Here is a 24,577-nt window from a genome sequence, read left to right on the forward strand (position 1 = left end):
ATGAATCCTGAAAAAGCTCCAATCATCCAGATGAAGAACATCGAGAAGCATTTCGGCAGCGTGATCGCGCTGGCGGGTGTCTCGCTCGAGGTCTTCCCCGGGGAATGCCACTGTCTTCTTGGTGACAATGGTGCCGGCAAATCGACCTTCATCAAGACGATGTCAGGCGTACATCAGCCGACCCATGGCGAGATTTATTTCGAGGGCAAGCCAATGAGCTTTGGTGACCCGCGCGATGCAATCTCGGCAGGGATCGCGACAGTGCACCAGCACCTTGCGATGATCCCCCTAATGTCGGTCAGCCGCAACTTCTTCATGGGCAATGAGCCGGTGAAGAAAGTTGGGCCGATGAAGTTCTTCGATCATGACCTTGCCAATCAGGTCACGATGGAGGAGATGCGCAAAATGGGCATCAACCTTCGTGGCCCGGATCAGGCTGTAGGCACCCTATCAGGCGGCGAACGTCAAACGGTCGCCATTGCGCGCGCCGTGCATTTCGGCGCCAAGGTGTTGATCCTGGACGAGCCCACATCGGCTCTAGGCGTGCGTCAGACCGCAAATGTGCTGGCCACGATCGACAAGGTCCGCAAGCAAGGCATTGCGGTGGTTTTCATCACCCACAACGTGCGCCACGCCTTGGCTGTTGGAGATCGGTTCACAGTTCTTAATCGCGGCCAGACACTTGGTACGGCCCAGCGCGGACAGATCACGCCCGAAGAACTGCAAGATCTGATGGCGGGCGGACAAGAGCTGGTTGCTCTGGAAGGCAGCTTGGGGGGCACGGTCTAAGTCCCGCGCTCACCAAATCCGACCAATACCGGAACATAAAACGCAAAGTAGCACCCGCTGGCCTTAGTGCCTGCGGGTGTTATGCCATCGCGCCGTTGGACCTGTCTCGTATTTGAACCACCCAATACGCGCATTTCCGCCAACTTTTCTCAGACTGCGACCGTGCATTGTCTTGCCTAGAGCCGAGTGGCGGCGGCGTGGATTGTAAGTACCATTGATGCATTCAAAGAGTGCCATCCTGGCTTTTCATCGTGCGTTCAACGATCTCTATCAAGTCAATTTGACTTAGCTGGCGCAAGTGCGAAATCACCAAAAACCCAAAGAGTTCACGACGCGCTCTGTTGCTTGTTTCGGCGCGCAACTCTTGTGTTGACAATCATCGCACTCCTCGACAGCTTCCAGCGTGATGGTTTCGGCGCGCCAAAGGCAAACCGGATGAAAAGGGAATACGGTGAGGAAGAGCCAATCGGCGCCAAACCCGTGACTGCCCCCGCAACTGTAAGCGGCGAGCACCCCCGAGACACCACTGGAGCAATGCTCTGGGAAGGTAGGGGGAAGCATTGAGCCGCGAGTCAGGAGACCTGCCATCTGAACCGAAACTCAAACCGGGCGGGGTGTCCTGGAAGGAGGCCAGTTTGGCTTTGATGGCATTTGCCGCGTTCAGATTTGGTGTCTTTCCCTCCCCGCACACGCGCGGAGGGCGTCATGAACCGGAACACAACACACAAAATTACCATCTGCACATCCTGCCGGCACAAAGGCAGAACCTGTCGGCCGAGCTATGAACTGATCGACAGGCTTCGTCTGGCCGTGTCCGCCGTGGGCGATGCGATCAGCGAAGACTTCGAGATCTCTGGCACGGCCTGCATGGCAGGCTGTGATCGCCCCTGCACGGTCGCCTATCACAGCACGCGCAAAGCATCCTATCTGTTTGGCGACATCAACCCGGATGACGACATCGCCGACCTTTTGGAATTTGCACGACAATACGCGCTCCTTCACGATGGATGGTGCAGCTCTGTCGATCGACCGGGGAAACTTCGGAGCACAACCCTGGCCCGCATTCCGGCCACCATCATGGCCGTAGAAGACACTTTGGAGCGGGCATCATGAGCGCTGCAGGACTACGGGTCGAAGGCGTCACCTGGGCACCGTCACGCAAGTGTCCTTTGCTGCTCCATGAAACAAGCTTTGATGTCCCGGCGGGGCAAACCCTTGGCGTCGTCGGGCCAAACGGAGCGGGCAAAACCACGCTTTTGCGTCTGATCTATGGCTTTAACCGGCCGTTCACCGGACAGGTGTCCGTTGGTGGCCAGTCTCTGTCCACCCTCGCCCCGCGCGCGGTCGCCCGTATGGTCGCCGCCGTATTGCAAGAACAACCCACCGACTTCGCGCTGAGCGTACGCGAGATCGTCGCCCTTGGCCGCGTGCCACATCGCTTGGGCTTCGCGACCCTCGGCAACCGCGATGAGGAAGTGATCGCAGCTGCCCTAGACCGAATGGACCTGCACGGCATGGCACATCGCAGCCTGTCGACCCTTTCGGGCGGAGAGCGTCAGCGCGTCATGGTGGCCCGGGCTCTGGCGCAGGAGCCTCAGGTTCTGGTGTTGGATGAGCCGACCAATCATCTTGATATCCGGCATCAGCTTGAGGTGCTCCAACTGATCCGAGACCTTGATCTGACCATCATCACCTCGCTGCACGACCTGAACCTCGCCGCAGATATCTGCGACCAAATCTTGGTGCTGTGCAACGGGCATATGATGGCCGTTGGCACCCCTCAAGACGTGCTATCTGACCGGCTGGTATCAAAAACCTTCATGGTACAGGCCCGACTTGAAGAACTGAGCCTGAGCCGCAAATCCCATTTCTCTTTTCAACTTCCAAACTGAACAAAGGCAAACCCTATGAAACACATGTCCCATGCCCTTGGCATGAGCCTTCTGGCGACCTCGGCAATGGCAGATGTCACCGTCGACAGCTGCAACCGACACGTCACCTTTGACGCGCCGCCCAAAGCTGCCGTGTCCAACGATGTGAACCTGACCGAAATGATGCTGGTACTTGGTTTGGCCGATCGCATGGTCGGCTACACCGGCATTTCGGGCTGGAAAACTCTGAATGAAAATATGCGATCTGGTGTTGAAGTCCTGCCCGAACTTTCCGCCAAATACCCCTCGAAAGAAGTGCTGGTCGGCGCGGGCGCCGATTTTTACTTTGCCGGCTGGAACTATGGCTTGAAGGCAGGTGGCGAAGTGACGCCCGAAACCTTGGAGCCCTTTGGCATCAAGGTCTACGAGCTGACCGAAAGCTGCATCCATATCGGCGAGAAGCCGAAAGTCAGCATGAATGACATGTACAACGACATCCTGAATCTTGGGAAAATCTTCGGCGAAGACGTCAAAGCGCAGGAGCTGGTGGCAGGTTATAAAACAGAGCTGAGCACCTTCACCGCAGGCCTGAAAACCGCCGACCAGCCGCTGCGCGTGTTTGTTTATGACAGCGGCGAAGACACGCCCTTTACCGCAGGACGATACGCCATGCCGACCGCGTTGATCGAAGCAGCGGGCGGCAAGAACATCTTGGATGATTTTGAGAAAAGCTGGGCCACTGTCACGTGGGAAGAGGTTGTCGAACGCAATCCCGAAGTTGTTGTGATCGTGAATTACGGCGATGTGACCGCCGAAGAGAAACGCGCCTTCATGATGAACAACCCGGCTTTTGCCGATCTTGACGCGGTAAAGAATGACCGTTTCGTCGTGCTGGAATATGTCGAAGCCACCCCCGGCCCGCGCAACATCAACGCCGTGAAGAAACTGGCCAATGGTTTCTGGGGTCACGGCGGTCATCAGGGGCAATAAGACGATGCGGCACTCCACACAGCGTTTCCCCCTGGCGGGTATTTTCCTGATCGGAGCAGCTCTGTTTGGGCTGTCGCTTTCCTTCGCAATTTCGGTGGGCGCGGTTTCCGTGCCCATCGACACCGTGTGGGGCGTGTTTTTCAACCGAATGGGTCTGTCGGATGCCGAACCCACCTGGTCCGCGGGGCGCGCCGCCATCGTGTGGGAAATCCGCTTCCCCCGTGCGCTTCTGGCGACAATGGTCGGGGCCGGGCTGGCCGTTGTCGGTGCGTCGCTTCAAGCGGTTACCCGCAACCCGCTGGCTGATCCTCACCTGCTGGGCATCTCTTCAGGCGGCGCATTTGGCGCGGTGGCGGCGCTGTTGCACACGGGCCTATTCATGGGGCTCCTGACCGTGCCGCTCATGGCGTTTCTGGGTGCCCTGATGGCCACGGCCATGGTGTTGGGCGTGTCACGGATGGCCTCTGCCACCTCGGCGGATCGATTGGTTCTGGCAGGCGTTGCCGTGTCCTTCGTGATTATGGCAGGCGCCAACATCCTGATCTTTCTGGGCGACCCACGCGCCACACATACGGTGGTGTTTTGGATGCTCGGAGGGCTGGGTCTGGCCCAATGGTCACATCTTGCCTATCCGCTTGTCATTCTTCTGCTGGCCGGGGCCTGGCTTTGGGTGCAATCGCCAAAGCTGAATGCCATGACGATTGGGGACGAAACCGCGACGACACTTGGTATCTCTGTGGCCAAGTTCCGTTTGTCCGTCTTCGTCGCAGGCGCCCTCATCACCGGCGTCATGGTCGCCTTCTCGGGGCTTATCGGATTTGTGGGTTTGATGGTGCCTCACATCGTGCGGATGATGGTGGGCGGGGACTATGCACGTGTCCTGCCGGTATCCGCCTTGTTCGGGGGCATCTTCCTGCTCTGCGCTGACATCGCCGCACGTACCCTGATGGCACCCGAGGACATTCCAATCGGCATCATCACCGGCTTGATCGGCGGGTTGTTCTTCATTGGAGTTTTGGCACGAAGGTAAGCCAACACATACTGCTCTTGCAGTGGCGCGATGATCAGCTTCTGCGTTTGGTTACCTAAAGCGTCCTGCCATAAACCTGATTTGCGGGTTTGGGGCAGGACGCGCGAAACGACGATCAAAGGGGGATGACATTCAATCGCCCTCGGCAACCCCTTCAGCGCGTGCTTTTGCACGCCTTGCACGATAGCTTGGCAGCGCGACCAACAGCACCGCGACCGCCAGAAGCGCAAGTGTCAAAGGCCGTTCCCAGATAAAGGCAATTCCATCGTAGAGTTGCATTGACCGCGCAAAGTTGTCCTCCATCATACCACCCAGAATGAAGCCAATCAGAAGCGGAGCAAGCGGATAGTCGGCGAATTTAAGCGCCGTTGCGAAAACCCCGAACCCGACCAACAACAAAAGTTCGGTTGCATTGTTCTGGCCGATATAGGCCCCCATAAGCGTGAAGAACAATATGAATGGGATCAGGAAGTTGCGCGGAACCGACAAGACCTTGGCGATATAGGGGATCAAGGGCAGGTTCAAAATCAACAGGACAAGATTGCCAATGAACATCGAAATGATGACTGCCCAGAAAATCTGAGGCTCATCAATCATCAGGCGTGGTCCGGGGGTAACATTCAACGCGATCAGCGCACCCAACAGAATGGCCGTTGTCCCTGAACCAGGAATGCCCAATGTCAGCAGAGGCACGAAAGAACCCGTACAGGCCGCATTATTGGCGGTTTCTGGTGCCGCGAGTCCTTTGATCGACCCTTTGCCAAACTCGTCCTGTTCATGTTTGGGGGCGATATTGCGTTCAACTGCATAGCCAAGAAAGCTGGCGATGGTTGCCCCCGCACCGGGAAGCACCCCGATGAAAAACCCCTGCAGAGATTGTCGCCCTATGACAGGGGTCAGAGCTTTCGCCTCTGCGCCGGTGATCCGCAGATCCTTGATTTCGCCACTGTTCCCACTCAGACTTTTGGGTTTCAGGACAAGAAACAGCGCTTCAGGCAAAGCAAACATAGCCATCGCCAGCGTGATAAAGCCAAAGCCCGACTGCAAATCCATGATGCCCATCGTGAACCGTGGCAGGTTGAACAATGCGCCTTCGCCCACAGTAGCCATGATAAGACCCAGCAGTGTCATGATCATTGCTTTGGCCACCTGACCGGTTCCCGCGAATGCGGCAATCGCTGAAAGCCCGACCACCATCAGTGCAAAATATTCAGCTGAATGGAAAAGAAGCGCAACGGAGGACAGCGCAGGTGCAAATATCATCAGCAACAACGCCCCGATGGTACCGCCCGCAAAGCTGGAGATTGCTGCGATCGTCAGTGCTTTTCCTGCCTTGCCCTGTCGCGCCATGGGGTAACCGTCAAAACTTGACGCCACGGTGCCAGCGACGCCAGGCGCATTGAGCAGGATAGAAGACGTCGAACCTCCGAAGATCGCACCATAGTAGACGCCTGCCAGCAGGATCAGAGCCGCAGACGGGTCCCCCATCGAGATCGCAACAGGGATCATAATCGCAATAATCGACATTGGTCCAAGACCGGGCAGCATGCCGATGAACGTGCCAATCAGGCAGCCGCCAATCACCATGAAAAGGTTCTGAAACGAAAGCGCCGTTGTCAGGCCAATAAGCAGTCCTTCAATCATGTCAGCCTCCGATAAAGCCCGGCAAGGGGCGCATGTAGATGCCAAGAACTTCCTGCACCAGATACCACACGCCAACTGCTGAGATCACAGAGACTGGCAGCATGATGTGCCATTTGCGCTCACCCAGAATAAAGGAGCCAAGTGCAAGGAACGTTGTGGTGGAAAGAAGAAATCCAGCGGGACGAAGGCAAAGCGAATAGGCAACCATAAGCGCCAAAAGCATCAAAGCCTGACCCAGATGATAATCTTGCAAACGCCGATAGTCGATTTCGGCTTCTTTGCTTTCACTTTTCTCAAAACCCAGAAGAATGATCAGCGTTGTGAACACGCCAAGAACCGATAGAACTTTCGGAAACGTGCTTGGCCAAATCGGATTGCGGCGCATGAACGGAGCAAGGTTTCCATCCATGGTGAACCATGCCGCATAGCCATAGGCCAAACATACGCCCAACAACAAAAGTGCGATCCAACGATCCAGTGCCACTGACTTCCCTCCCAAGAAACTTCGATTTGCAGCAGAGCGTCAGCCGCTCTGCTGCGTGTTGTAGTCAGAGAAAGCCGAGCTTTTTCATCAGACCGCCGATGGCTTCTTCCTGCGCTTCGAGGAATTTCAGGAAGTCATCTCCGGAATTGTGGATATTGACCCACCCGTTGCGGGCGCGCACGTCTTCCCACTCTGCCGTATCATACATTTTGGAAAGCGCTTCCTGATACATGGCCAGTTTGTCAGCAGGCAAACCCGGAGCCCCAAAGAACCCGCGCCAGTTCACAAACTCAGTATCAATGCCCTGCTCTTTCATGGTCATCGCATCAGGTGCTGCACCAACGCGCTCGGGCGAGGTGACGCCAATGATTTTCACCTCTCCAGCATTGGACAGATCAACAGCCTCGGAGAAGCCTGTCGACAAAGCGGCAATTTCGCCAGACAGCAACGCCGCCATGGCTTTGCCACCTGCATCATAGGCAATGTACTTCACGTTCAGTGCATCTTTGCCTGCAGCTTCCATCACCATGGCCGCCACCAGATGATCCATCCCGCCGGGTACAGATCCACCACCGATAGCCGTTTTCGCTGGATCGGCGTCATAGGCGGCAATCAGATCTGCCATCGAGTTGATCGGGCTGTCCTTGCCAACAACAATGGCCGCATAGTCCCCAATCGTACCTGCAACAAGCGTCAGATCCCGGAAGTTATGCGGAAAAACACCGGTAAGCGAGCGAATGACGATGGGCGTTGAATTGACCATCAGGGTACCGTGGCTGCTGGCTGCATTTTCGATCAGATACCCAATCGCCTTGCCGCCACCGCCGCCAGACATGTTTTCAAAAGTGGCGCTGCCAACAAGACCCGAAGCCGTCAGAGCCTCGCCCGTTCCGCGCGCCGTTCCATCCCAACCACCACCGGCACCGCCGGGGATCAGAAAGTGAATACTGTCAGCAACCTTGTGCCCATCAGCCAAACCCGGCCCTGCAAGACCAAGCGCTGCCATAGCCGCGATAAAGGTGCGGCGACCTAGTGCAAGTTTCAACATATTGTCCTCCCAATTGACAACTGTCCGCATCGCGGCTCAGTTGAAGGGATATGAACACACCAACCTGACACAAACCTGTCACACGCCAACAAGAGGCTGACACCGGCCATGAAGTTCCTGCTGATCGAAGACAATCAAGAACTGGCAAACGCAATCGGCTCTCGGATGCGACTAGACGGCCATGTTGTTGATCACGCAGAGAATTTGGAAGACGCATCGGAGTTCGTTGCCACGGGGGACTATGACCTTATCTTGCTCGATATCATGCTTCCTGACGGCGACGGACGAGAGTTTCTGAAACGCCACAGAGCAAGTGATCTTGATACGCCAGTCATCGTTCTGACCGCGCGAAGTCAGGTCTCGGATAGAATCGGATCGCTTGATTTGGGTGCTGATGACTACATGACCAAACCATTTGATCACGCCGAACTCGAAGCCCGATGCCGCGCTATTTTGCGCCGCAGAACAAAAAACACAAAGACGACGATCGAGCTGGGTGGGGTCATTTTTGACCCGGTAGCAGGTCGTCTGAAAGTCGCCGGCACACTGGTCAATTTACGCAATCGAGAGCTTCGCCTTCTAGAGATTTTCATGAATGCGCCGGGGCAGGTTTTTTCAAAGAGCAAGCTCTCGGATCGACTGTTTTCCTACGATGACGATGTCTCTGAGAACGCGATCGAGGTCTATATCGGCCGCCTTCGCAAACGTCTATCCGCATCAGATTTGGGGATCACGACATTGCGCGGGATTGGCTACAGGCTGGATCAGAATGAGTAGCGCCGCCGTCTCTGGATCACTCAGAAACCAGTTGATGTTGGCATTGATCACTGGCGCCGCAGTTCTTGCATTTCTGTTATTTTTCACCGTACGCAGCTTTGCCGTTCAGGTCGCCCAACGTGGTCAGGACAACATCCTTCAGGCCTCGGTCACTGCGATGCTTGATGCAGCCGCCATCCGCGATGGAACGGTCGAACTTGATCTTCCCTATTCTGCATTCTCCATGCTTGGAACACCCGCAGATGACAGGGTGTTCTATGCCGTTTATCAAGATGGCCAGTTCTTGTCAGGCTATGACGATCTGGCATTCACTGATGAGGCTACGTTTCAATCCGGACAGATACGCGGGTCTCATGTGCGCATGACCGGAGCAACCCGCACGCTAATTGGACAGGGAAAACGTACGGACATTCAGATTGTCCTTGCCCAGACACAGGATTCTCTGTCGAAAACACTCCGTCAGATTTCGCGCAATGCAGCCATTCTGGGTCTAAGCTTTTTCGCGCTGGCCGCTGTTCTGTCCTATTGGGCAACCGCGACAACGATCGGCCAGTTAGGCCGGCTGACAACCTCGGTCACACGAAGAGGGCCACAGGATCTTAGCCCCTTTCACAAACCGGTACCGCACGAAATGGCGCCACTGGTCACATCACTGAATTCCCTTATGGGACGACTTGATCATTCCCTGAGCCAATCAGAAGACTTCATTGCCGAGGCCGCACATCGTGTGCGCACCCCGCTTGCAACAGTCCGGTCTTATGCCGAGGCCACCTTGCAGCGGGTCGACAAGCCAGAAAACCGCGACGCCATGCGCGCGATGGTCAAAGCCATCGATGAAAGTTCACGCGCGGCCGGGCAGCTTCTTGACCACGCCATGATCACATTCCGGGCCGACCACTTGAACAAAGACGACATCGATCTCGTCAAACTGGTGCGTGATTTGGTCCAGCGCATGACACCCATTGCCGAAATGAAAGACATGTCGATCTCGCTTTTGGGTGACCCAACCGTACCATCTTCTGGCGACCCCATTTTGCTTCAGAATGCTGTGCGCAACCTGATTGACAACGCCATGAAATACGGGCCCGCCGAAAGCACAATCGAGATTTCTGTTTCGCAAGCCCCCAAACCACAGATCTCCGTATGCGATCACGGGCCGGGCTTTCCTGAAACAGAAATAGAATTGCTGACAAAGCGGTTTCAACGCGGCGCGAACGCCAAGGATACAATTGGGTCCGGGCTTGGCCTGACAATCGCTCAAGACGTCGCCGTCGCCCATGGAGGCGCGATCAAACTGAGCAACCGACCCGGAGGTGGCGCATGCGTTTCTATCTTGCTTTAGCTCTTATATTCCTTTGCAACACCTCATGGGCACAGGAATGGGAAGATCACGAAACCTTCAGCGGCCCGCAAAGCAGCACCACGCTGAAAGTCATATCGAGCACAGACACGGATCTTTTTGCCCCTTTGATCCAGGCTTTTATGACGAAAAACCCCGACGTTGCCGTCGATTATTTTGTGACCGGAACCGCGGATCTCGACAGGCTCTTTCGCAAGGAACCAGACGGGTTCGACATCGCCATATCAAGCGCGATGGACCTGCAGTTCAAACTTGCAAATGATGGCTACGCCCGCGCGCTGAACACTATTGTGCACCCTCCGTGGGCACATTGGAGAAAAAGCTTGTTTGCCTTTACTGCCGAACCAGCTGCAATCGTGATCAACAGGTCGGCTTTCGATGGCTGGCCTGTCCCTCGGTCGCGTCAGGAGCTGATCGAAGCCTTGCGGGCACGCCCCGAGTTTTTCCGAAATCGTATCGGCACCTATGACGTAAACCAGTCCGGGCTCGGCTACCTTTTTGCAACACAAGACGCCCGGGCGACCGATACGTTCTGGAGGCTTATGGAGGTTATGGGAAGCTTGGGGGTTCGGCTATACTGTTGTTCGGGCGATATGATTGATGATCTGATCAGCGGGGAAATCATGGTCGCCTACAACGTGCTTGGCAGCTATGCCGAAGCCCGCTCTGACAACCAAAACACCCTCGAGATCATCTTGCCCTCAGACTTTCCCACAACAATGATGCGAACCGCTTTGGTATCGCGTAACTCCAAAAACTGGACAGCAGCCGAAAGGTTCATCCAGTTTCTGGTCACCTACCAATCCAATCCAGCAGAAGACACGCAATCGCTACCGCCATTGATTGACAGGAAAAACGGTTCCGAACGCGCGACTATTGCGCTTGGCCCTGCCCTGATGACTTTTCTGGACACCCTAAAGCGAAACAAGTTTCTTACCGAATGGGAGAATGCGGTGATCCAGAACTAGTCAGCTCTCGGTTTTGGTATACGCCCCGGTCACAATGGCGGTGCAGACCTCTGACCCGCCGGCCATTTGCGCCAATACGGGCGTCAGCTTCATCAGCACCCGCCCCCAGACATCAATCCGGGTTTCCGACCGGGCGGCGAGTGCGAAGGTGACGCTTAGTGACATGCCGGAGCCGTCGACCTCCAACTTGTAGGGTTCCGCGTGAAAGCCGTTCGTCCCGCTTTCCACCCAATGAAGCGATGCATAATCAGGGTTCAGATCGGCAGGCACCCAGCCCGGGTGGCTGAAGATAACGTCTTTGCTTGCGGACCGAATGGCCTGCGCCGCAACCATTTCACCGACGCCCTGCGGGCAGCCAGAGATATCCGGCGGCGCCATCTGCAGGCCCCATGTGCCATGTTGCGGATGAAATCGTGTCTGTGTTGTGCCGGTGAAGAAGTCCTTCGGGCCATCAAAAACAGTTTCAGTTTTCAAAGCGTCATCTGCCGTGAAGGTGATGTCTTCGCGTGTGTCCAGACCCTCGCCTTCAGCGAAGTCCAGATTCTCTCGCAGATCGCTGCCTTCACCTTCGGCAAAGGTTATATCGTCGTGTTTCTCTGTCACAACCCCATCTGCGCCAAAGACCATCTCGTATTCTTCGGGCGAGGTATAGGCCGGGCTAGTCGCTCCGGTTTTCGCATTTTTCACGATGATCTCGGGCACCCCGAAGGTATCGACAATACCGCGCCCTGCGAACATGTCGTTCAACGTGGCCTCGTCCAACATCGTGCCCGAAAAGCTCAGCTCGCCCCCGTGATCAATATATAGCGGCAGTTCCTGCGCGGCGCTCGCCAAAGGCAGCGTCGACATCAGCATTCCGATAATCATGCATCGCTTCATCACAGGACCCCTTAGTAGAGTTTCACAAATGCGGTCTGGTTGGTCGCGGTATTGGTGATCTGACCCGACCATTGATTGCTTTCGCCATCCCAATTTCCGGGACGTGACAAGAGCAGCTCGATGGCCCCATCCGCAAAGGCAACGCGCCCCTGCATGCTGGTCACAAGGGGGTGGTTGTCCCAGCCAAGGCGCAAATCAGCCTCGACCACAGACCCGTCCTGCAGGCCAAACTGACCGGGATTGGACAGCATCATCTGCGCTTTGATGGTCTCTGCCCGTTCATCTGGTTCCACGAACTTCATCAACCCGATTGTGCCGCCCATGATCTTGTCCTCGACGGTCCAGCTGCGGTCCAGCGGCAGCCAACCCTCGGGTTTGGGCATGTCGCCATGCAGGCTGAAATAGATCAGCTCGAAATCTGTCTGATCACGCAAAACATCCGTCGCCTCGTGGCACAGCAACCCTTGCGGAACCTCTTTACAGGGACCAAGCTGCGCGTCCCATTGGCGCGGGTTGAGCGCCACGCCGAATGCGCCGCCATGCGCGCGCGCCATGTGAACGGTCGGCTGCTCTGCCTGTGCCCCGCCAGCGGTGGTGTAGTAAAACGGCTCTTCGCTGGCCCAGCCGGCGGGCATGGCCCATTCCAAGGCCACGCGGCGATCCTGTATCCGACAGGGAGCCTCTCCGTCGCAGGCAGCCCAGACCGTAAATGGCAGGGATCTGGGACCGCTTTCCGCAGCCAGCTCTTCTTCGCTGATCATCGTGTCAGCGGCTTCGCCACTGGCGGAATGATCCCCGATGTCCTGCGCACTGTCTGGCAGGATGTCGATCACCGCCAGATGATGGTCCGTTCCATCCTGACGCAAAAGCTGAAGGCGATATGTGCCGGGCTGGACCTGTGGCGGCACCAACACCAACCCTTCATCGGGCACATCCGCCAAATGGCTATCCTGACCATCCAACCCGATGAACATCACCTGATCACCCTCAGTGATAGGCCCGTCCACCCGAAGCCCCCCGCCCATGCCGGGGCTAAGCGGTTCAACAAGCTGTGCCAGAGTGAAGACGGGCGCGGCATCCTGCGTGACAGCCGCCGCGTCGCCAGAATTGCTTTGCGTACCCGGCGCGACCAAAGTGACCGGGAAACGGCCCAGATTGTCCCCCAGATCGTAGCTTCCGTCGGCGATGACAATGATCTCATATGCGCCTGCTGGAAGGTCATATTCCCATGGATTGAAACTGTGCTCGGTGGTGTCGGGGTCGCTTCCAAACCGGTAGGTATAGGTCACATTCTGGTCATAGGCGCTGGCCCCGGCAGGAAAGAGCATCACGTTGTAGGTGGCGTTTTGTTGCAGGGGTTTCAGGCTGGTCAGCGTGAAAGAGATGCTGCCATCCGTGGCAAATGGCCCGGCACTTGTCACCTCGAACGCCGCGTTGCCTGCGGCAAATGGAATGGCAACCTCTTGCGTTGTGCCATCCAGAGTGACGGCCAGCTCTCCGGCCCCGCCATCCCCTTGCGCCTCGAAGCGCCAATCGCCGGTGGGCAATGCGATCTTCAGCCCGGTCAACACCTGATCGGCCCCGGTCAGGCTGCCAAGGTCGCGTGTTTCCCCTGTGTCCGAGTTGGTTGCGCGAAGCGACACAGTGGCGGGGCGTGCGGTCCCTTCTGATGTCGACACCGTCACATGGGCTGTGGTCAGGATGGTGGGGCTTGACGTGGACTGCGTCACCTTCGTCATGGCGGTGCTCAATGTTTCAGCGTTGCGTGCGTCCAAATACGTCCCGCCGGTGCTGTCAGCCAAACATTGCAACTGGGCTTTGTCTGCCGCTTCGCGGATATCAAACCCAATCACATGAGCGGTGAAATCAACGCCAAGCTTTTCAAGCTCTGCCCCCACGGCACAAGGGTCCAGATCGCAGGTTTCCCGGCCATCCGACAACAAAACAACCGTGGCTGCATTTTCAGTGTATTTCAGCTCTTCTGCCGCCATCCGTACCGCTTGCGAAAGCGGTGTTTTGCCGCGAGGCACCAACCCTTTCACCACCTCCGCCAGACCCGCAGCCGCCGCGGCTGAGGGCCGGGTCAACAGCTCGATATCACCGCAATCCCCTTTGCGCCGATGCCCATAGGCGATCAGCCCAACGGGTTGTTTTGTCTGCACCCAGGTCTTGGAAAGATCTGCAAACACCTTGCGGGCAATCTCGATCTTGGCGGTGCCGTCCACCTGCCCCCACATGGACCCAGAGGCATCGAACACAACCATCAAATCAGCGTCGTCCGCAGTCTGGGCATGTGCCGCTGTCCAAAATGACGACGCGATCAGCGCATAAAAACCCGCACCACCCAGATAAGACCAACGTGACTTTGCCATTCCAATCCCCTTCAACAATGTATCGCCGATGATTGAGTGGCTTGTCGGAATTGGCAACTTATCAAAACTGATATATCAATTTCATATGAACAGAGATCTTCTGGAAGCTGCCTATCGGCTTGAAACGGCAATGTCGCTGGAAAAAACCTGGCGCACGATCTCGGATGTCATGACGAGTCACCAGTTGAACCGTATGTATTATATCATGCGTGACGATGGCGCCGTGCCAAACTGGTTTGTTCTGTCCAACCTTCCAAGCCACTGGCCCCTGCAGGAAACAAAGAAACCCGGCTTTTTCGAACCTTTTGTCGCCCATTGCTGCGCCACGTTTGAACCAACCAAAGTTGGCGTGGAGTTTGTGGACCGGCATCAGGGGTATATTGACGACCAGACGCGCCAATATATTTCAGAGGTGGCCAAGTTCGATTGGACCGCAGGCCTTGGCTTCCCTTGCGGCCTGATTGGTTCGGGCCAATATGGCGGGTTTCTGATTGGCAACGATATGAACCGCCATGATTTCGAGCGCAGCGTCTTGCCGTTGGTGGACCAGTTGCAATCCTTCTGCCTGATTGCGCATCGAAAAATTGACGACTGGCGCCGCAAACACGCAGAGATTTCACCACGTCGCCGCCTGAGCGCACGCGAACATCAAGTGCTGGAACTGATGTCGAAAGGCCTGCGCCCCAAAGCCATCGCCGCTCATCTGGACCTGAGCGAAGCGAGCATCCGGCTTTACATTAAGAACGCACGCCTGAAACTGGGGGCTGCCACGAAAGAAGAGGCTTTGGCACGCTTTTTGCAATAAGCAAAACTAATCCACGCCACTCAATTCTTTGCAATCCAGTACAAGTTGCCGCTTGGAATTCCTGCTTCAGTTTTCATAGGCGTTGGGAAAAACAGCCGTTCGTTTAACGGTTCCATAGACAAAGCTCGTATCGATAGAGGCGATGCCACCGATGGGGTGAATGCGGTTTCGAATGAACATTTCATAGGCGTCTAGGTCAGGCACAAGCACGCGAAGCTGATAATCCATCGCGCCCGTCATCACATGACACTCCAGAACTTCTTCAATCAGACGGATCTGCTTCTCGAAATTCTGAACATCCTCTTGGTTGTGACGTTCCAGTTTAACCCGCACGAATACCGTGATGGCAAGGCCATAGGCAGCCGCATCGACATCGGCACTGTAGCCTTGGATAACCCCTTGTTCCTCCAAGTTCCGAACGCGGCGCAGGCAGGGAGACGGCGATAGGTGCACCGCATTTGCAAGGTCCTGATTTGTCATGCGGCCGTCTTGTTGTAGCGCGCGAATGATCTGTTTGTCTTTGGCGTCCATGTTCGACCTTATTGGCATATTATGCCAAATTCGTAGCAAGACGAGGCATAATTGGCAAGCACATGCCTTTAGCGGAAGCATATCATGACCTCAAATTACAACAGGAACCACGTCATGATCCGTCATTCTGGCTTTGCCACCCGCGCCATTCACCATGCCTATGATCCTCAACAGAATGAAGGCGCCCTGACGCCGCCATTGCATCTGACGTCAACTTTTGCCTTTGAAACGGCAGAAGCGGGGGGTGAGATGTTTGAAGGCGCGCGCGAGGGCCACATCTATAGCCGCATCTCGAACCCGACCTGCGACCTTCTGGAGCAACGCATTGCTACCCTGGAAGGCGCTGAAGCCGCGCTGGCGCTCTCTTCAGGTATGGGCGCAATCACGGCGGCGCTTTGGACCGTTCTGAGCCCCGGTGACGAACTGATTGTCGACGAAACACTTTACGGCTGCACCTTTGCCTTCATGCGTCATGGGCTGGCCAAATGGGGGGTCACCATCACCCATGTGGATATGACCGACCCCGAAAACGTCCGCGCCGCGATCAGCGACAAGACCCGCGTTGTCTATTTTGAAACGCCCGCCAATCCGAACATGCGCTTGGTGGACATCGCCAAGACAGCAGAAATTGCCCATTCTGCCGGGGCAATTGTGATCGTCGACAACACCTATGCCACGCCATATCTGACCCGCCCGATCGCGCTGGGTGCCGATCTGGTGGTGCATTCCGCCACCAAGTACCTCGGCGGTCATGGCGACGTGGTGGCCGGTCTGGTCGCAGGCACGGCTGAAATGGTGCAGGATATCCGCCTTGTCGGCATGAAGGACATGACCGGCGCGGTCATGGCGCCGTTCAACGCCATGCTGATCCTGCGCGGGCTGAAAACACTGGCGCTGCGCCTTGATCGCCATTGCGCCTCGGCCCAGACCGTGGCCGCCTGGCTGGACGCCCACCCGGCGGTTGGCACGGTGCATTACCCCGGCCTGACCTCGTTCCCGCAGCATGATCTGGCCAGCCGCCAGATGGACAAGCCCGGAGCAATGATTGCCTTCGAGCTTGCCAGCGACATGGAAGGCGGCATGGCAGCAGGGATCGCCCTGATGAACCGCCTGAACATGATCCAGCGCGCCGTGTCCCTTGGTGACGCGGAAAGCCTGATCCAGCACCCCGCGTCGATGACCCATTCGACCTACACCCCCGAGGAACGCGCCGCCCATGGCATCAGCGACGGTTTGATCCGCCTGTCCGTTGGTCTAGAAGAGGTGGAAGACATCCTTGCCGATCTGGACCAGGCCCTGCCTACGCCCGCACGCCAGGCCGCTGAATAAGCCAACCAAGGGAAGCTTTGCCATGACTGCAGATATTCAACATCTGAAAACCATCGAGCAGCGGCTCTTGTGGTTGTCGCATTGGATGATCCACCACGCCAACCACCTGCGCCCGAAGGTGGATGGGATCAAGATCGGCGGGCATCAGGCCTCGTCGGCCTCGATGGTGTCGATCATGACCGCACTCTATTTCTCGACCCTGAAGCCCGAGGATAGGGTGGCCGTGAAGCCCCATGCTTCGCCAATCTTTCACGCCATTCAGTATCTGATGGGCAACCAGACGCGCGAGAAAATGGAAAACTTCCGCGGCTATGGTGGGGTGCAAAGCTACCCCAGCCGGACCAAGGATATCGACGACGTGGATTTCTCGACCGGGTCCGTGGGTCTGGGCGTGGCGATCACGTCCTTTGCCTCGATTGTTCAGGACTACATCAAGGCAAAATCCTGGGGCGCGGATGCCCCGATGGGCCGCATGGTGGCGCTGGTTGGCGACGCTGAGCTGGACGAGGGCAACATTTATGAGGCCCTGCAGGAAGGCTGGAAGAACGACCTGCGCAACACCTGGTGGGTCATTGACTATAACCGCCAGTCGCTGGACGGGATCGTGCGCGAGGGGTTGTTTGAACGGATCGAGAAGATCTTTGACGCCTTTGGCTGGGACGTGGTGCGTATCAAGCACGGCGCCCTGCAACGTGCCGCCTTTGAAGAACCGGGTGGCGACAAGCTGCGCGCGTGGGTCGACAGCTGCCCCAATCAGGACTATTCGGCCCTGACCTTCATGGGCGGCGCGGTCTGGCGCAAGCGGCTGATGGATGATCTTGGCGATCAGGGTGATGTGACCGCACTGATCGAGGCGCGCAGCGATGACGAGCTGGCGGCCCTGATGGAAAACCTCGGCGGCAACTGCGTCGAGACCATGGCCCAGAGTTTTGACGCCATCGACCATGACCGTCCGACCTGTTTTCTGGCCTATACGATCAAAGGCTGGGGCACGCCCATCGCAGGTCACAAGGACAACCACGGCGGGTTGATGAACACCACCCAATTTGGCGCCTGGCAAAAGCACATGGGCGTGGCTCAGGGTGAGGAATGGGAGCCGCTGGCCACCGTCAGTGACCCCGCCGCGCTGCGTGACTTCCTGTCACGGGTGCCCTTCTTTTCCAATGGCCCGCGCCGCTTTGCCGATGACAAGTTGGCTGTGCCCGCCATCGACATCGACACCTCGCGCGAGACCTCGACGCAGATGGCCTTTGGCAAGGTGCTGGATGACCTGTCAAAAGGCGACAGCGAACTGGCCGCGCGCATCGTGACCACCTCGCCTGACGTGACGGGGACCACCAACCTTGGGCCCTGGGTGAACCGCCGCAAGCTGTTTGCGCGCACCGCGCAGGCTGATGCCTTCATCGAAAACCGCATCCCCTCGACTGCGAAATGGGAGTTCACGCCGGACGGCCAGCATATCGAGCTGGGCATCGCCGAGATGAACCTGATGCTGCTTTTGGGCGCGGCTGGCCTGTCGCATTCGATCTTCGGCAAGCGGCTTATTCCCATCGGCACGGTCTATGACCCCTTCGTGGCCCGCGGGCTCGATGCGCTGAACTACGCCTGTTATCAGGATGCGCGCTTCATCCTTGTGGGCACGCCATCCGGTGTGACGCTGGCGCCTGAAGGCGGCGCGCACCAATCGGTGGGTTCCCCGCTGATCGGCATGTCGCAGGACGGTCTGGCCAGTTTTGAACCGGCCTTTGCTGACGAGCTGGCGGTGATCATGGGCTGGGCCTTTGACTACGTGCAGCGCGACGGCGAAGGTGACCCCGACGAACGCACCTGGCTGCGCGATGAAACCGGCGGATCGGTCTATCTGCGCCTGACCACCAACCCCATCGAACAGCCCGGCAAACGGGTTGATGATGACTTCCGCCAGGGGGCCATCGACGGCGCCTATTGGCTGCGCAAACCCGGGCCGAACTGCGAAGTGGTCATTGCCTATCAGGGTGCGGTTGCCCCCGAGGCGATCAAGGCGGCAGGTCAGATCGGCGAAACCCGCCGCGATGTGGGCGTTCTGGCCGTGACCTCGGCCGACCGTCTGAACGCCGGCTGGACGGCCGCGCAACGCGCGCGATCACGTGGCAATGTCTCTGCGCAATCCCACATCGAAACCCTGATGGCGGGTCTTCCACGGCACTGCAAACTCATCACCGTGATAGACGGGCACCCGGCCACCCTGTCATGGCTCGGCAGCGTTGAGGGGCATCAAACCATCCCGCTGGGCGTCGAGCACTTTGGCCAAACCGGCACGATCGGTGACCTGTATCGTCACCACGGCATTGACGCCGACGCGATCGTCAAGAAGGTGAACGCCTTGACGGATGGAAGACGCACAGACCGAAGCGTGTTGGATCAACTGGCCCGGAACTGAGGTTTTTCCTCGGATCATTCCGCGTTGAAGACAAACAGCGTCTCGCCGTCGATCTTGTAGCCATTGATCAGCTCTTTGGCTGTTTCGGAATGCAACCACGCCTCCAACTCGGCCGCCAGTTCGGTTTTCACATGGGCGTGGTTGTCGGGGTTCACGGGCAGATAGGCGTATTGGTTGAACAAAACCGGATCCCCGGCAAACAGCACAACAAGGTCGCTTTTATTCCCGAAGTTCAACCAGCTTGCACGATCCGCCAAGATATATGCGTTCAGACCCGCCGCCGTATTCAAAGCCGCGCCCATCCCCGCGCCCACCGCATTGTACCAGTTGCCTTCGGGTAAGATTTCCGCCGCGTGCCACAAACTGAGCTCTTTCTTATGCGTACCGCTGTCGTCGCCCCTGCTGACGAAGGGGGCACGGGCATCTGCGATACGCTTCAAAGCGTCTGCCGCCTTGCCCGCCTCTTTCACATTGGCGATATCCTTTGCGGGACCGACAAACACGAAATCGTTGTACATGATCTCGGTGCGATGCAAGCCAAAGCCCGCTTCCAGAAACTTCTCTTCTGCAGCGCGTGAATGAACCAAAATCGCATCCACATCCCCGGCCTCGCCCAATTTGATCGCTTGACCCGTGCCGACCACCAGAAGCTGGACATCGATCCCGGTGTCTTTCTTGATCTGAGGCAACAGAATGTCGGACAAACCCGAATTGTGAAATGACGTGGTCACCGCCAGCTTCATTTCTTCCGCAATGGCCCCTGTGGCCAGAAAAACGGCGGTAGCAGCAGCGAAGAACGCTCTTTTCATTCGACGATATCTCCTTTTAGAAAGGCTTGAGATTCAGGGCTGGAATTGCCACCGAAGAACGTTTCCGCGCAGCAGTGTTCGTGGATCCTGCCATTCAGTAGGAACAGGACTTCAGTCGCCAGTCGACGGGCCTGACCCATATCATGGGTCGACATTATCAACCGTGTTCCAACCGCTGCCGTGCGGGTCAGAATCTCTTCGATCTCACGCGTCGCGCGCCCATCAAGAGAGGCGCAGGGTTCGTCGAGAAACAGAAGCTCTGGTTTGGTTATAAGCGCGCGGGCAAGCGCGAGTTTCTGGCGTTCGCCGCCGGACAGGAAATGACCAGGACGATCCAACATGTCGGCCAATCCCACCTCTGCCGCTGCATCGGCTGCGTGATCTCGTGCGTCGGCCCGGCTGTACCCGGCCAGTCGTAACGGATAGGCCAGATTGCCGACAACCGACCTGCGCATCATAATCGGCTGTTGAAATACAAACGCCTGATGGGCGCGGGCTTCCTCGGGCGAGCAGGCCCACTGAATGCTGCCGCCTCCCAACCGCGCAATGCCATGCATCATGCGCAAAAGCGACGTCTTCCCGGCGCCGTTCGGACCAACAACAACGGTGACCCCTTTCGCTTGCAGTTGAATATCCACAGGGCCGACCAGTGTTTTGCCGGCGCGGCGCAGCGTTGCACCCTTAAGTATGACTGGGAAAAGATTGCTCACCAACGCCCCGCCCGTTCGGTTTGGCCAATCACGTGGATGGCAAGGTTGACAGCAATGGCCATAGCGATCAGCACAAAACCCAAACCAAGGGCCAGCGCGAACTCTCCCTTTCCTGTTTCAAGTGCAATGGCAGTCGTCAGAACACGTGTATGATGGTCAATATTGCCTCCGACCACCATGATCGCACCGACCTCTCCGATCGCACGACCGAACCCGGCGAGTGACGCGGTCAAAAGTGCCCGACGTCCGTCCCAGAGAAGGGCTTGCACCCGCTGCATCTGTGTCGTGTTCATCGAGATCAACAAGTCATGATAGTCTGACCACAGCTCACGCAGTGACTGATGGGCAATGGACGCAATCAACGGCACGATAATAATGACCTGCGCGATGATCATGGCGGTCGGCGTGAACAAAAGGCCCAAAACTCCAAAAGGTCCCGACCGGCTGAGCAACACATAGACGATCAGACCCACCACCACCGGAGGCAAGCCCATAAGCGCATTGAGAACCGCGATCGTAACCCGGCGCGCCCGAAACCTGCGCACCGCCAGCAAGGCGCCCAAAGGCAACGCAATCGCCGAAGCGATCAGCAAAGCTGATAGCGTCACATATAACGACCGCAACGTGATTTCGATCAGGTCCGCGTCGAACGTTATGAGCAGCCAGAAAGCTTCTGTTATCCCGGACCAGATTTCCAAGATGTCATCCTCTAATGCGCCCAAGGACCAACGGTCCAGATCGCCGCCATGGTGGTCAGATTGCTCGACCACCAGCTCGATGATCAACCACAACTTTACGCGAGGCAAAAGAGGTTTCTAACAAAGAAGCGGCATTTTGGTTGCGTTGGCCGCCTCCACGCGGGTGTCCCTCGGCTTCAGTTTCCGAGCGGCCGTCTAGCCAACGCGTGCGCCCTCAGGGTCAAAATAGAAAACACTCTTGTTGGCATACCCGAATGTCAGCTGTTGACCGTCATGGACATCATGCTGACCAAACAGCCGCGCCGTGATCTGTTGATCCCCAACATGCGCAATAACGTTGGTGTCACCGCCAAGCTTTTCCACATGGCTTACGGTCACGGACAAAGCCCCATCCTTGTCAACAAACAGGTCCTCCGGGCGCACGCCCATGGTGCGATTGTCACCATCCGTCACCAAGCTTGCAGGGAAGAAATTCATCGCTGGAGAGCCAAGGAAACCCGCCACAAACTGGTTGGCCGGGTTGTTGTAAAGCTCCATCGGACTGCCCACCTGTTCGACCCGGCCATCGCGCAGAACAACGATCTTGTCAGCAAGCGTCATCGCCTCTGTCTGGTCATGGGTCACATAGATCATCGACGTGCCAAGCTGCGCATGCAGACCGGCAATCTCGATCCGCGTGTTCATGCGCAGGGCCGCATCAAGGTTCGACAGGGGTTCGTCAAACAGGAAAATCTTCGGGTGACGCACAATGGCACGGCCAATGGCCACACGTTGCCTTTGGCCGCCCGAAAGTTCGGATGGGTATCGGTCCAGATATTCGTCCAGATTAAGCATCCGGCTGGCCTCGGCCACGCGGTCGTCGATCACGCTTTTGGGCTGCTTTTCCTGTTTCAGGGCCAGCGACATGTTTTTGCGCACATTCAGATGCGGATACAACGCATAGCTTTGGAACACCATTGCAAGCCCCCGCTTCGAGGGCGGGGTCATATTCACCACATCATCCCCGATCCGGATCTCACCCGAGCTTGCGTCTTCAAGCCCGGCAATCACGCGCAGAAGGGTTGACTTGCCGCAACCGGATGGGCCGACGAATACGACGAACTCGCCTTCTTCGATCTCGATATTGATGTCTTTCAAAACATGAACTTTGCCGAAGGATTTGTTCACATTGGTCAGGGTCAGCGCCGTCATGGCGTCACCTCCGTTAGGTTTACGGGTTGTCCGGAACGGACGCTTTCGTCAGCGGCCAGGCAAATGGCCAGAGACTGAACAGCGTCCTGCATATGGCGGGTCAGGTCGATGTCATCACGGATCGCGCGCAGCATATAGGCTTGTTCGGCGTCACAGAGGTCCTGGTGGCCGGGCTCGTCCGGCAGGTCAATCAGGGTATCGCCATCGGGGCGGTGCACCAGCAACCCACCGACCTTTGTGTGGCCATCCACATCTGAAGACTCCGCTTTGTCGGCTTCGGTGATGGAAACCGACCCGGCGGGCGAGATCACGTCTTTCACAAAAAACGCCGTCTCGGACATCATGGGCCCCCAGCCAGCTTCGTACCAGCCGACCGATCCATCGTCGAAGGCGACCTGAAACTGGCCGTAGTTGTACATGTCGGGCGCAATCTCGTCGGACAGGCGCAGGCCCATCGCGTTCACGCGCACGGGTTTGGCATCCGTGATCTGGCACCAGACATCGATATAGTGCACCCCGCAATCGACGATTGGCGCAGTGGTCTGCATCAGGGCTTTGTGGGTCTCCCACTCGGCACCTTTGCTTTGCTGGTTCAGGTTCATTCGGAAGACGTAGGGCCCACCCAAAGCACGGGCTTCTTCGATCAGGCGCACCCAGCTGGGATGGTGGCGCAGGATATATCCCACAACCAGTTTCCGGCCCAGCCGGGCCGCCGTTTCCACAACCCGGTGCGCGTCATCCACCGTCGTTGCCAAGGGCTTTTCGACGAAGACATGTGCGCCTGCTTGCATCGCAGCCACGGCATAGTCTGCGTGGCTATCGGAATAGGTGGCAATGACCACGAGGTCGGGGTGAGTGGTGGCGAGGGCCTCGTGGAAATCGGTATAGATCGGATAGTTGGTCAGTTCAGGCTGATCGGTCTCACCTGAGCGATTGACCAGCCCCACAATCTCAGCGTCCGGGTGGTGGTGATGCGCCAGCGCATGGCTCATCCCCATATTGCCCAAGCCTGCGATTAGAACTCGGGTCATTTCACAGCTCCCGACGTGATGCCGCGGATCAGTTGACGCGAGAAAATCACATAAAGCACCAAGACCGGCAGGATCGCCATCGACAGCGCGGACAGAACCGCATTCCAGTCGGTCACAAATTGACCGATGAAGACCTGGCTGCCCAGGGTGAGCGTTTTGGTTTCCTCGGCCGGGGCCAAGATCAGCGGGAACCAAAGGTCGTTCCAGATCGGGATCATGTTGAAGACTGCAACCGTCGCCATGGCTGGGCGCACCAAGGGCAGCACCAGTTTGAAGAAGATCGCGTATTCGGAAAGCCCGTCAATGCGCCCCGCATTCTTCAAATCGTCCGAGACCTGCTTCATGAACTCGGACAGGATGAAGACAGCCAGTGGCAGGCCTTGCGCGGTATAGACAAGGATCAGCGCCCAGAGCGAGTTAACCAGCCCTGTCGCCACCATCATCTCAAGGATCGCAACGGTGCCGATGCGGATCGGGATCATGATGCCAAGAGCAAGGTAAAGCCCCATCAGCGTGTTGCCTTTGAACCGGTACTCGGCCAGTGCAAAAGCCGCCATGGCACCGAACAACAGCACAAAGAACAGCGACGCAACGGTCACGATCATCGAGTTCTGGAAGTAGAGGAAGAAATCCCCCTGCTTCATCACCGTCTGATAGCCGATCATCGAAAAGCTGTCCGCATCTGGCAAGGCTAGAGGCTCGCGGAAGATTGCTTTGCGCGTCTTGAAACTATTGATCAGGATCACGAAGACCGGGAACAACGCAATCAGCGTGTAAAGGATCAGCGCGCCATGCATCGCGGCTGTATTCAGCGGGTTTGTGCGGGCCTGGTTCATGGTCCT

At 57.2% G+C, this 24,577-nt stretch carries 23 protein-coding genes and 1 riboswitch; of the genes, 11 read left to right on the plus strand and 12 right to left on the minus strand.

Annotation, left to right across the window (positions count from 1 at the left end):
* The 5 genes from ACRY08_RS02980 (at position 1) to ACRY08_RS03000 (ending at position 4,680) form a co-directional block, all read left to right on the plus strand.
* On the plus strand, positions 1-789 hold the full coding sequence (locus ACRY08_RS02980) for an ATP-binding cassette domain-containing protein (RefSeq protein WP_432448358.1): 789 nt from the start codon (positions 1-3) through the stop codon (positions 787-789).
* 390 nt (positions 790-1,179) lie between these two features.
* Positions 1,180-1,392, plus strand: a riboswitch (cobalamin riboswitch).
* A 102-nt stretch (positions 1,393-1,494) separates the two neighbouring features.
* Entirely contained in the window at positions 1,495-1,902 is a 408-nt protein-coding gene (locus tag ACRY08_RS02985; RefSeq protein WP_432448359.1) for a DUF1636 family protein, read from the plus strand.
* Positions 1,899-2,681, plus strand: coding sequence for an ABC transporter ATP-binding protein (locus ACRY08_RS02990; protein ID WP_432448360.1), 783 nt, complete (start codon positions 1,899-1,901; stop codon positions 2,679-2,681). Before ACRY08_RS02985 ends, ACRY08_RS02990 begins: the two co-directional genes overlap by 4 nt.
* A gap of 24 nt (positions 2,682-2,705) precedes the next feature.
* Positions 2,706-3,650 carry an ABC transporter substrate-binding protein gene (locus tag ACRY08_RS02995; RefSeq protein ID WP_432448361.1) on the plus strand — a complete coding sequence of 315 codons (945 nt, stop codon included), beginning with the start codon at positions 2,706-2,708 and terminating at the stop codon, positions 3,648-3,650.
* Between the two features lie 4 nt (positions 3,651-3,654).
* Complete coding sequence (locus ACRY08_RS03000; protein WP_432448362.1) at positions 3,655-4,680, plus strand: FecCD family ABC transporter permease; 1,026 nt, start codon at positions 3,655-3,657, stop codon at positions 4,678-4,680.
* A 132-nt stretch (positions 4,681-4,812) separates the two neighbouring features.
* Here the strand turns inward: ACRY08_RS03000 and ACRY08_RS03005 are convergent, their stop codons facing one another.
* The 3 genes from ACRY08_RS03005 to ACRY08_RS03015 all read right to left on the minus strand — a co-directional run bounded on the left by ACRY08_RS03005 (position 4,813) and on the right by ACRY08_RS03015 (position 7,856).
* Positions 4,813-6,324 carry a tripartite tricarboxylate transporter permease gene (locus ACRY08_RS03005; RefSeq protein WP_432448363.1) on the minus strand — a complete coding sequence of 504 codons (1,512 nt, stop codon included), beginning with the start codon at positions 6,322-6,324 and terminating at the stop codon, positions 4,813-4,815.
* Between the two features lies 1 nt (position 6,325).
* On the minus strand, positions 6,326-6,808 hold the full coding sequence (locus ACRY08_RS03010) for a tripartite tricarboxylate transporter TctB family protein (protein WP_432448364.1): 483 nt from the start codon (positions 6,806-6,808) through the stop codon (positions 6,326-6,328).
* Between the two features lie 64 nt (positions 6,809-6,872).
* Positions 6,873-7,856 carry a tripartite tricarboxylate transporter substrate binding protein gene (locus ACRY08_RS03015; RefSeq protein ID WP_432448365.1) on the minus strand — a complete coding sequence of 328 codons (984 nt, stop codon included), beginning with the start codon at positions 7,854-7,856 and terminating at the stop codon, positions 6,873-6,875.
* Between the two features lie 108 nt (positions 7,857-7,964).
* Between ACRY08_RS03015 and ACRY08_RS03020 the strand changes: the two genes are divergently transcribed.
* The 3 genes from ACRY08_RS03020 to ACRY08_RS03030 are packed head-to-tail and all read left to right on the plus strand — an operon-like array spanning position 7,965 to position 10,961.
* Complete coding sequence (locus tag ACRY08_RS03020; RefSeq protein ID WP_432448366.1) at positions 7,965-8,633, plus strand: response regulator transcription factor; 669 nt, start codon at positions 7,965-7,967, stop codon at positions 8,631-8,633.
* On the plus strand, positions 8,626-9,975 hold the full coding sequence (locus ACRY08_RS03025) for a sensor histidine kinase N-terminal domain-containing protein (RefSeq protein ID WP_432448367.1): 1,350 nt from the start codon (positions 8,626-8,628) through the stop codon (positions 9,973-9,975). The genes ACRY08_RS03020 and ACRY08_RS03025 overlap by 8 nt, the downstream gene beginning before the upstream one ends.
* Positions 9,954-10,961, plus strand: coding sequence for an ABC transporter substrate-binding protein (locus tag ACRY08_RS03030; protein WP_432448368.1), 1,008 nt, complete (start codon positions 9,954-9,956; stop codon positions 10,959-10,961). Before ACRY08_RS03025 ends, ACRY08_RS03030 begins: the two co-directional genes overlap by 22 nt.
* Here the strand turns inward: ACRY08_RS03030 and ACRY08_RS03035 are convergent, their stop codons facing one another.
* Both ACRY08_RS03035 and ACRY08_RS03040 read right to left on the minus strand, forming a co-directional pair.
* Positions 10,962-11,840 carry a hypothetical protein gene (locus tag ACRY08_RS03035; protein WP_432448369.1) on the minus strand — a complete coding sequence of 293 codons (879 nt, stop codon included), beginning with the start codon at positions 11,838-11,840 and terminating at the stop codon, positions 10,962-10,964.
* 11 nt (positions 11,841-11,851) lie between these two features.
* Complete coding sequence (locus ACRY08_RS03040) at positions 11,852-14,212, minus strand: vWA domain-containing protein (RefSeq protein ID WP_432448370.1); 2,361 nt, start codon at positions 14,210-14,212, stop codon at positions 11,852-11,854.
* An 85-nt stretch (positions 14,213-14,297) separates the two neighbouring features.
* Between ACRY08_RS03040 and ACRY08_RS03045 the strand changes: the two genes are divergently transcribed.
* Positions 14,298-15,017, plus strand: coding sequence for a response regulator transcription factor (locus ACRY08_RS03045; protein WP_432448371.1), 720 nt, complete (start codon positions 14,298-14,300; stop codon positions 15,015-15,017).
* Between the two features lie 66 nt (positions 15,018-15,083).
* Here ACRY08_RS03045 and ACRY08_RS03050 read toward each other — a convergent pair whose 3' ends face one another.
* Positions 15,084-15,548: an Lrp/AsnC family transcriptional regulator gene (locus tag ACRY08_RS03050; RefSeq protein WP_432448372.1), complete on the minus strand. Its 465-nt coding sequence runs from the start codon at positions 15,546-15,548 to the stop codon at positions 15,084-15,086.
* Between the two features lie 114 nt (positions 15,549-15,662).
* Here ACRY08_RS03050 and ACRY08_RS03055 point away from each other — a divergent pair, with 114 nt between their 5' ends.
* On the plus strand, positions 15,663-16,877 hold the full coding sequence (locus ACRY08_RS03055) for a methionine gamma-lyase (RefSeq protein ID WP_432448373.1): 1,215 nt from the start codon (positions 15,663-15,665) through the stop codon (positions 16,875-16,877).
* A 22-nt stretch (positions 16,878-16,899) separates the two neighbouring features.
* Complete coding sequence (locus ACRY08_RS03060) at positions 16,900-19,296, plus strand: 1-deoxy-D-xylulose-5-phosphate synthase N-terminal domain-containing protein (RefSeq protein ID WP_432448374.1); 2,397 nt, start codon at positions 16,900-16,902, stop codon at positions 19,294-19,296.
* A gap of 14 nt (positions 19,297-19,310) precedes the next feature.
* Here the strand turns inward: ACRY08_RS03060 and ACRY08_RS03065 are convergent, their stop codons facing one another.
* The 6 genes from ACRY08_RS03065 to ACRY08_RS03090 form a co-directional block, all read right to left on the minus strand.
* Positions 19,311-20,105 carry a substrate-binding domain-containing protein gene (locus tag ACRY08_RS03065; RefSeq protein WP_432448375.1) on the minus strand — a complete coding sequence of 265 codons (795 nt, stop codon included), beginning with the start codon at positions 20,103-20,105 and terminating at the stop codon, positions 19,311-19,313.
* Complete coding sequence (locus tag ACRY08_RS03070) at positions 20,102-20,815, minus strand: ATP-binding cassette domain-containing protein (RefSeq protein ID WP_432448376.1); 714 nt, start codon at positions 20,813-20,815, stop codon at positions 20,102-20,104. Before ACRY08_RS03070 ends, ACRY08_RS03065 begins: the two co-directional genes overlap by 4 nt.
* Positions 20,812-21,516, minus strand: a complete 705-nt coding sequence (locus ACRY08_RS03075) for an ABC transporter permease (protein WP_432448838.1) — start codon at positions 21,514-21,516, stop codon at positions 20,812-20,814. The genes ACRY08_RS03070 and ACRY08_RS03075 overlap by 4 nt, the downstream gene beginning before the upstream one ends.
* A 192-nt stretch (positions 21,517-21,708) precedes the next feature.
* Positions 21,709-22,704 (minus strand): ABC transporter ATP-binding protein, encoded by a 996-nt coding sequence (locus ACRY08_RS03080; protein ID WP_432448377.1) that lies wholly within the window; start codon positions 22,702-22,704, stop codon positions 21,709-21,711.
* Complete coding sequence (locus ACRY08_RS03085; RefSeq protein WP_432448378.1) at positions 22,701-23,735, minus strand: Gfo/Idh/MocA family protein; 1,035 nt, start codon at positions 23,733-23,735, stop codon at positions 22,701-22,703. The genes ACRY08_RS03080 and ACRY08_RS03085 overlap by 4 nt, the downstream gene beginning before the upstream one ends.
* Positions 23,732-24,571, minus strand: a complete 840-nt coding sequence (locus ACRY08_RS03090) for a carbohydrate ABC transporter permease (protein WP_432448379.1) — start codon at positions 24,569-24,571, stop codon at positions 23,732-23,734. Before ACRY08_RS03090 ends, ACRY08_RS03085 begins: the two co-directional genes overlap by 4 nt.
* Between the last annotated feature and the right edge of the window lie 6 nt (positions 24,572-24,577).

This window comes from Aliiroseovarius marinus (genome assembly GCF_050881025.1).
In the GTDB taxonomy this organism is placed as follows: Bacteria; Pseudomonadota; Alphaproteobacteria; order Rhodobacterales; family Rhodobacteraceae; genus Aliiroseovarius; species Aliiroseovarius marinus_A.

Excerpts from the sequence above, each read along its gene's own strand:
- ACRY08_RS03015 (WP_432448365.1), bottom strand. The coding sequence starts at position 7,856 with ATGTTGAAACTTGCACTAGGTCGCCGCACCTTTATCGCGGCTATGGCA.
- ACRY08_RS03000 (WP_432448362.1), top strand. The coding sequence starts at position 3,655 with ATGCGGCACTCCACACAGCGTTTCCCCCTGGCGGGTATTTTCCTGATC.
- ACRY08_RS03045 (WP_432448371.1), top strand. The coding sequence starts at position 14,298 with ATGAACAGAGATCTTCTGGAAGCTGCCTATCGGCTTGAAACGGCAATG.
- ACRY08_RS03055 (WP_432448373.1), top strand. The coding sequence starts at position 15,663 with ATGATCCGTCATTCTGGCTTTGCCACCCGCGCCATTCACCATGCCTAT.
- ACRY08_RS02990 (WP_432448360.1), top strand. The coding sequence starts at position 1,899 with ATGAGCGCTGCAGGACTACGGGTCGAAGGCGTCACCTGGGCACCGTCA.
- ACRY08_RS03020 (WP_432448366.1), top strand. The coding sequence starts at position 7,965 with ATGAAGTTCCTGCTGATCGAAGACAATCAAGAACTGGCAAACGCAATC.
- ACRY08_RS03090 (WP_432448379.1), bottom strand. The coding sequence starts at position 24,571 with ATGAACCAGGCCCGCACAAACCCGCTGAATACAGCCGCGATGCATGGC.
- ACRY08_RS03030 (WP_432448368.1), top strand. The coding sequence starts at position 9,954 with ATGCGTTTCTATCTTGCTTTAGCTCTTATATTCCTTTGCAACACCTCA.
- ACRY08_RS03050 (WP_432448372.1), bottom strand. The coding sequence starts at position 15,548 with ATGGACGCCAAAGACAAACAGATCATTCGCGCGCTACAACAAGACGGC.
- ACRY08_RS02995 (WP_432448361.1), top strand. The coding sequence starts at position 2,706 with ATGTCCCATGCCCTTGGCATGAGCCTTCTGGCGACCTCGGCAATGGCA.
- ACRY08_RS03025 (WP_432448367.1), top strand. The coding sequence starts at position 8,626 with ATGAGTAGCGCCGCCGTCTCTGGATCACTCAGAAACCAGTTGATGTTG.
- ACRY08_RS03035 (WP_432448369.1), bottom strand. The coding sequence starts at position 11,840 with ATGAAGCGATGCATGATTATCGGAATGCTGATGTCGACGCTGCCTTTG.
- ACRY08_RS02985 (WP_432448359.1), top strand. The coding sequence starts at position 1,495 with ATGAACCGGAACACAACACACAAAATTACCATCTGCACATCCTGCCGG.
- ACRY08_RS03040 (WP_432448370.1), bottom strand. The coding sequence starts at position 14,212 with ATGGCAAAGTCACGTTGGTCTTATCTGGGTGGTGCGGGTTTTTATGCG.
- ACRY08_RS03085 (WP_432448378.1), bottom strand. The coding sequence starts at position 23,735 with ATGACCCGAGTTCTAATCGCAGGCTTGGGCAATATGGGGATGAGCCAT.
- ACRY08_RS03005 (WP_432448363.1), bottom strand. The coding sequence starts at position 6,324 with ATGATTGAAGGACTGCTTATTGGCCTGACAACGGCGCTTTCGTTTCAG.
- ACRY08_RS03065 (WP_432448375.1), bottom strand. The coding sequence starts at position 20,105 with ATGAAAAGAGCGTTCTTCGCTGCTGCTACCGCCGTTTTTCTGGCCACA.
- ACRY08_RS03080 (WP_432448377.1), bottom strand. The coding sequence starts at position 22,704 with ATGACGGCGCTGACCCTGACCAATGTGAACAAATCCTTCGGCAAAGTT.
- ACRY08_RS02980 (WP_432448358.1), top strand. The coding sequence starts at position 1 with ATGAATCCTGAAAAAGCTCCAATCATCCAGATGAAGAACATCGAGAAG.
- ACRY08_RS03060 (WP_432448374.1), top strand. The coding sequence starts at position 16,900 with ATGACTGCAGATATTCAACATCTGAAAACCATCGAGCAGCGGCTCTTG.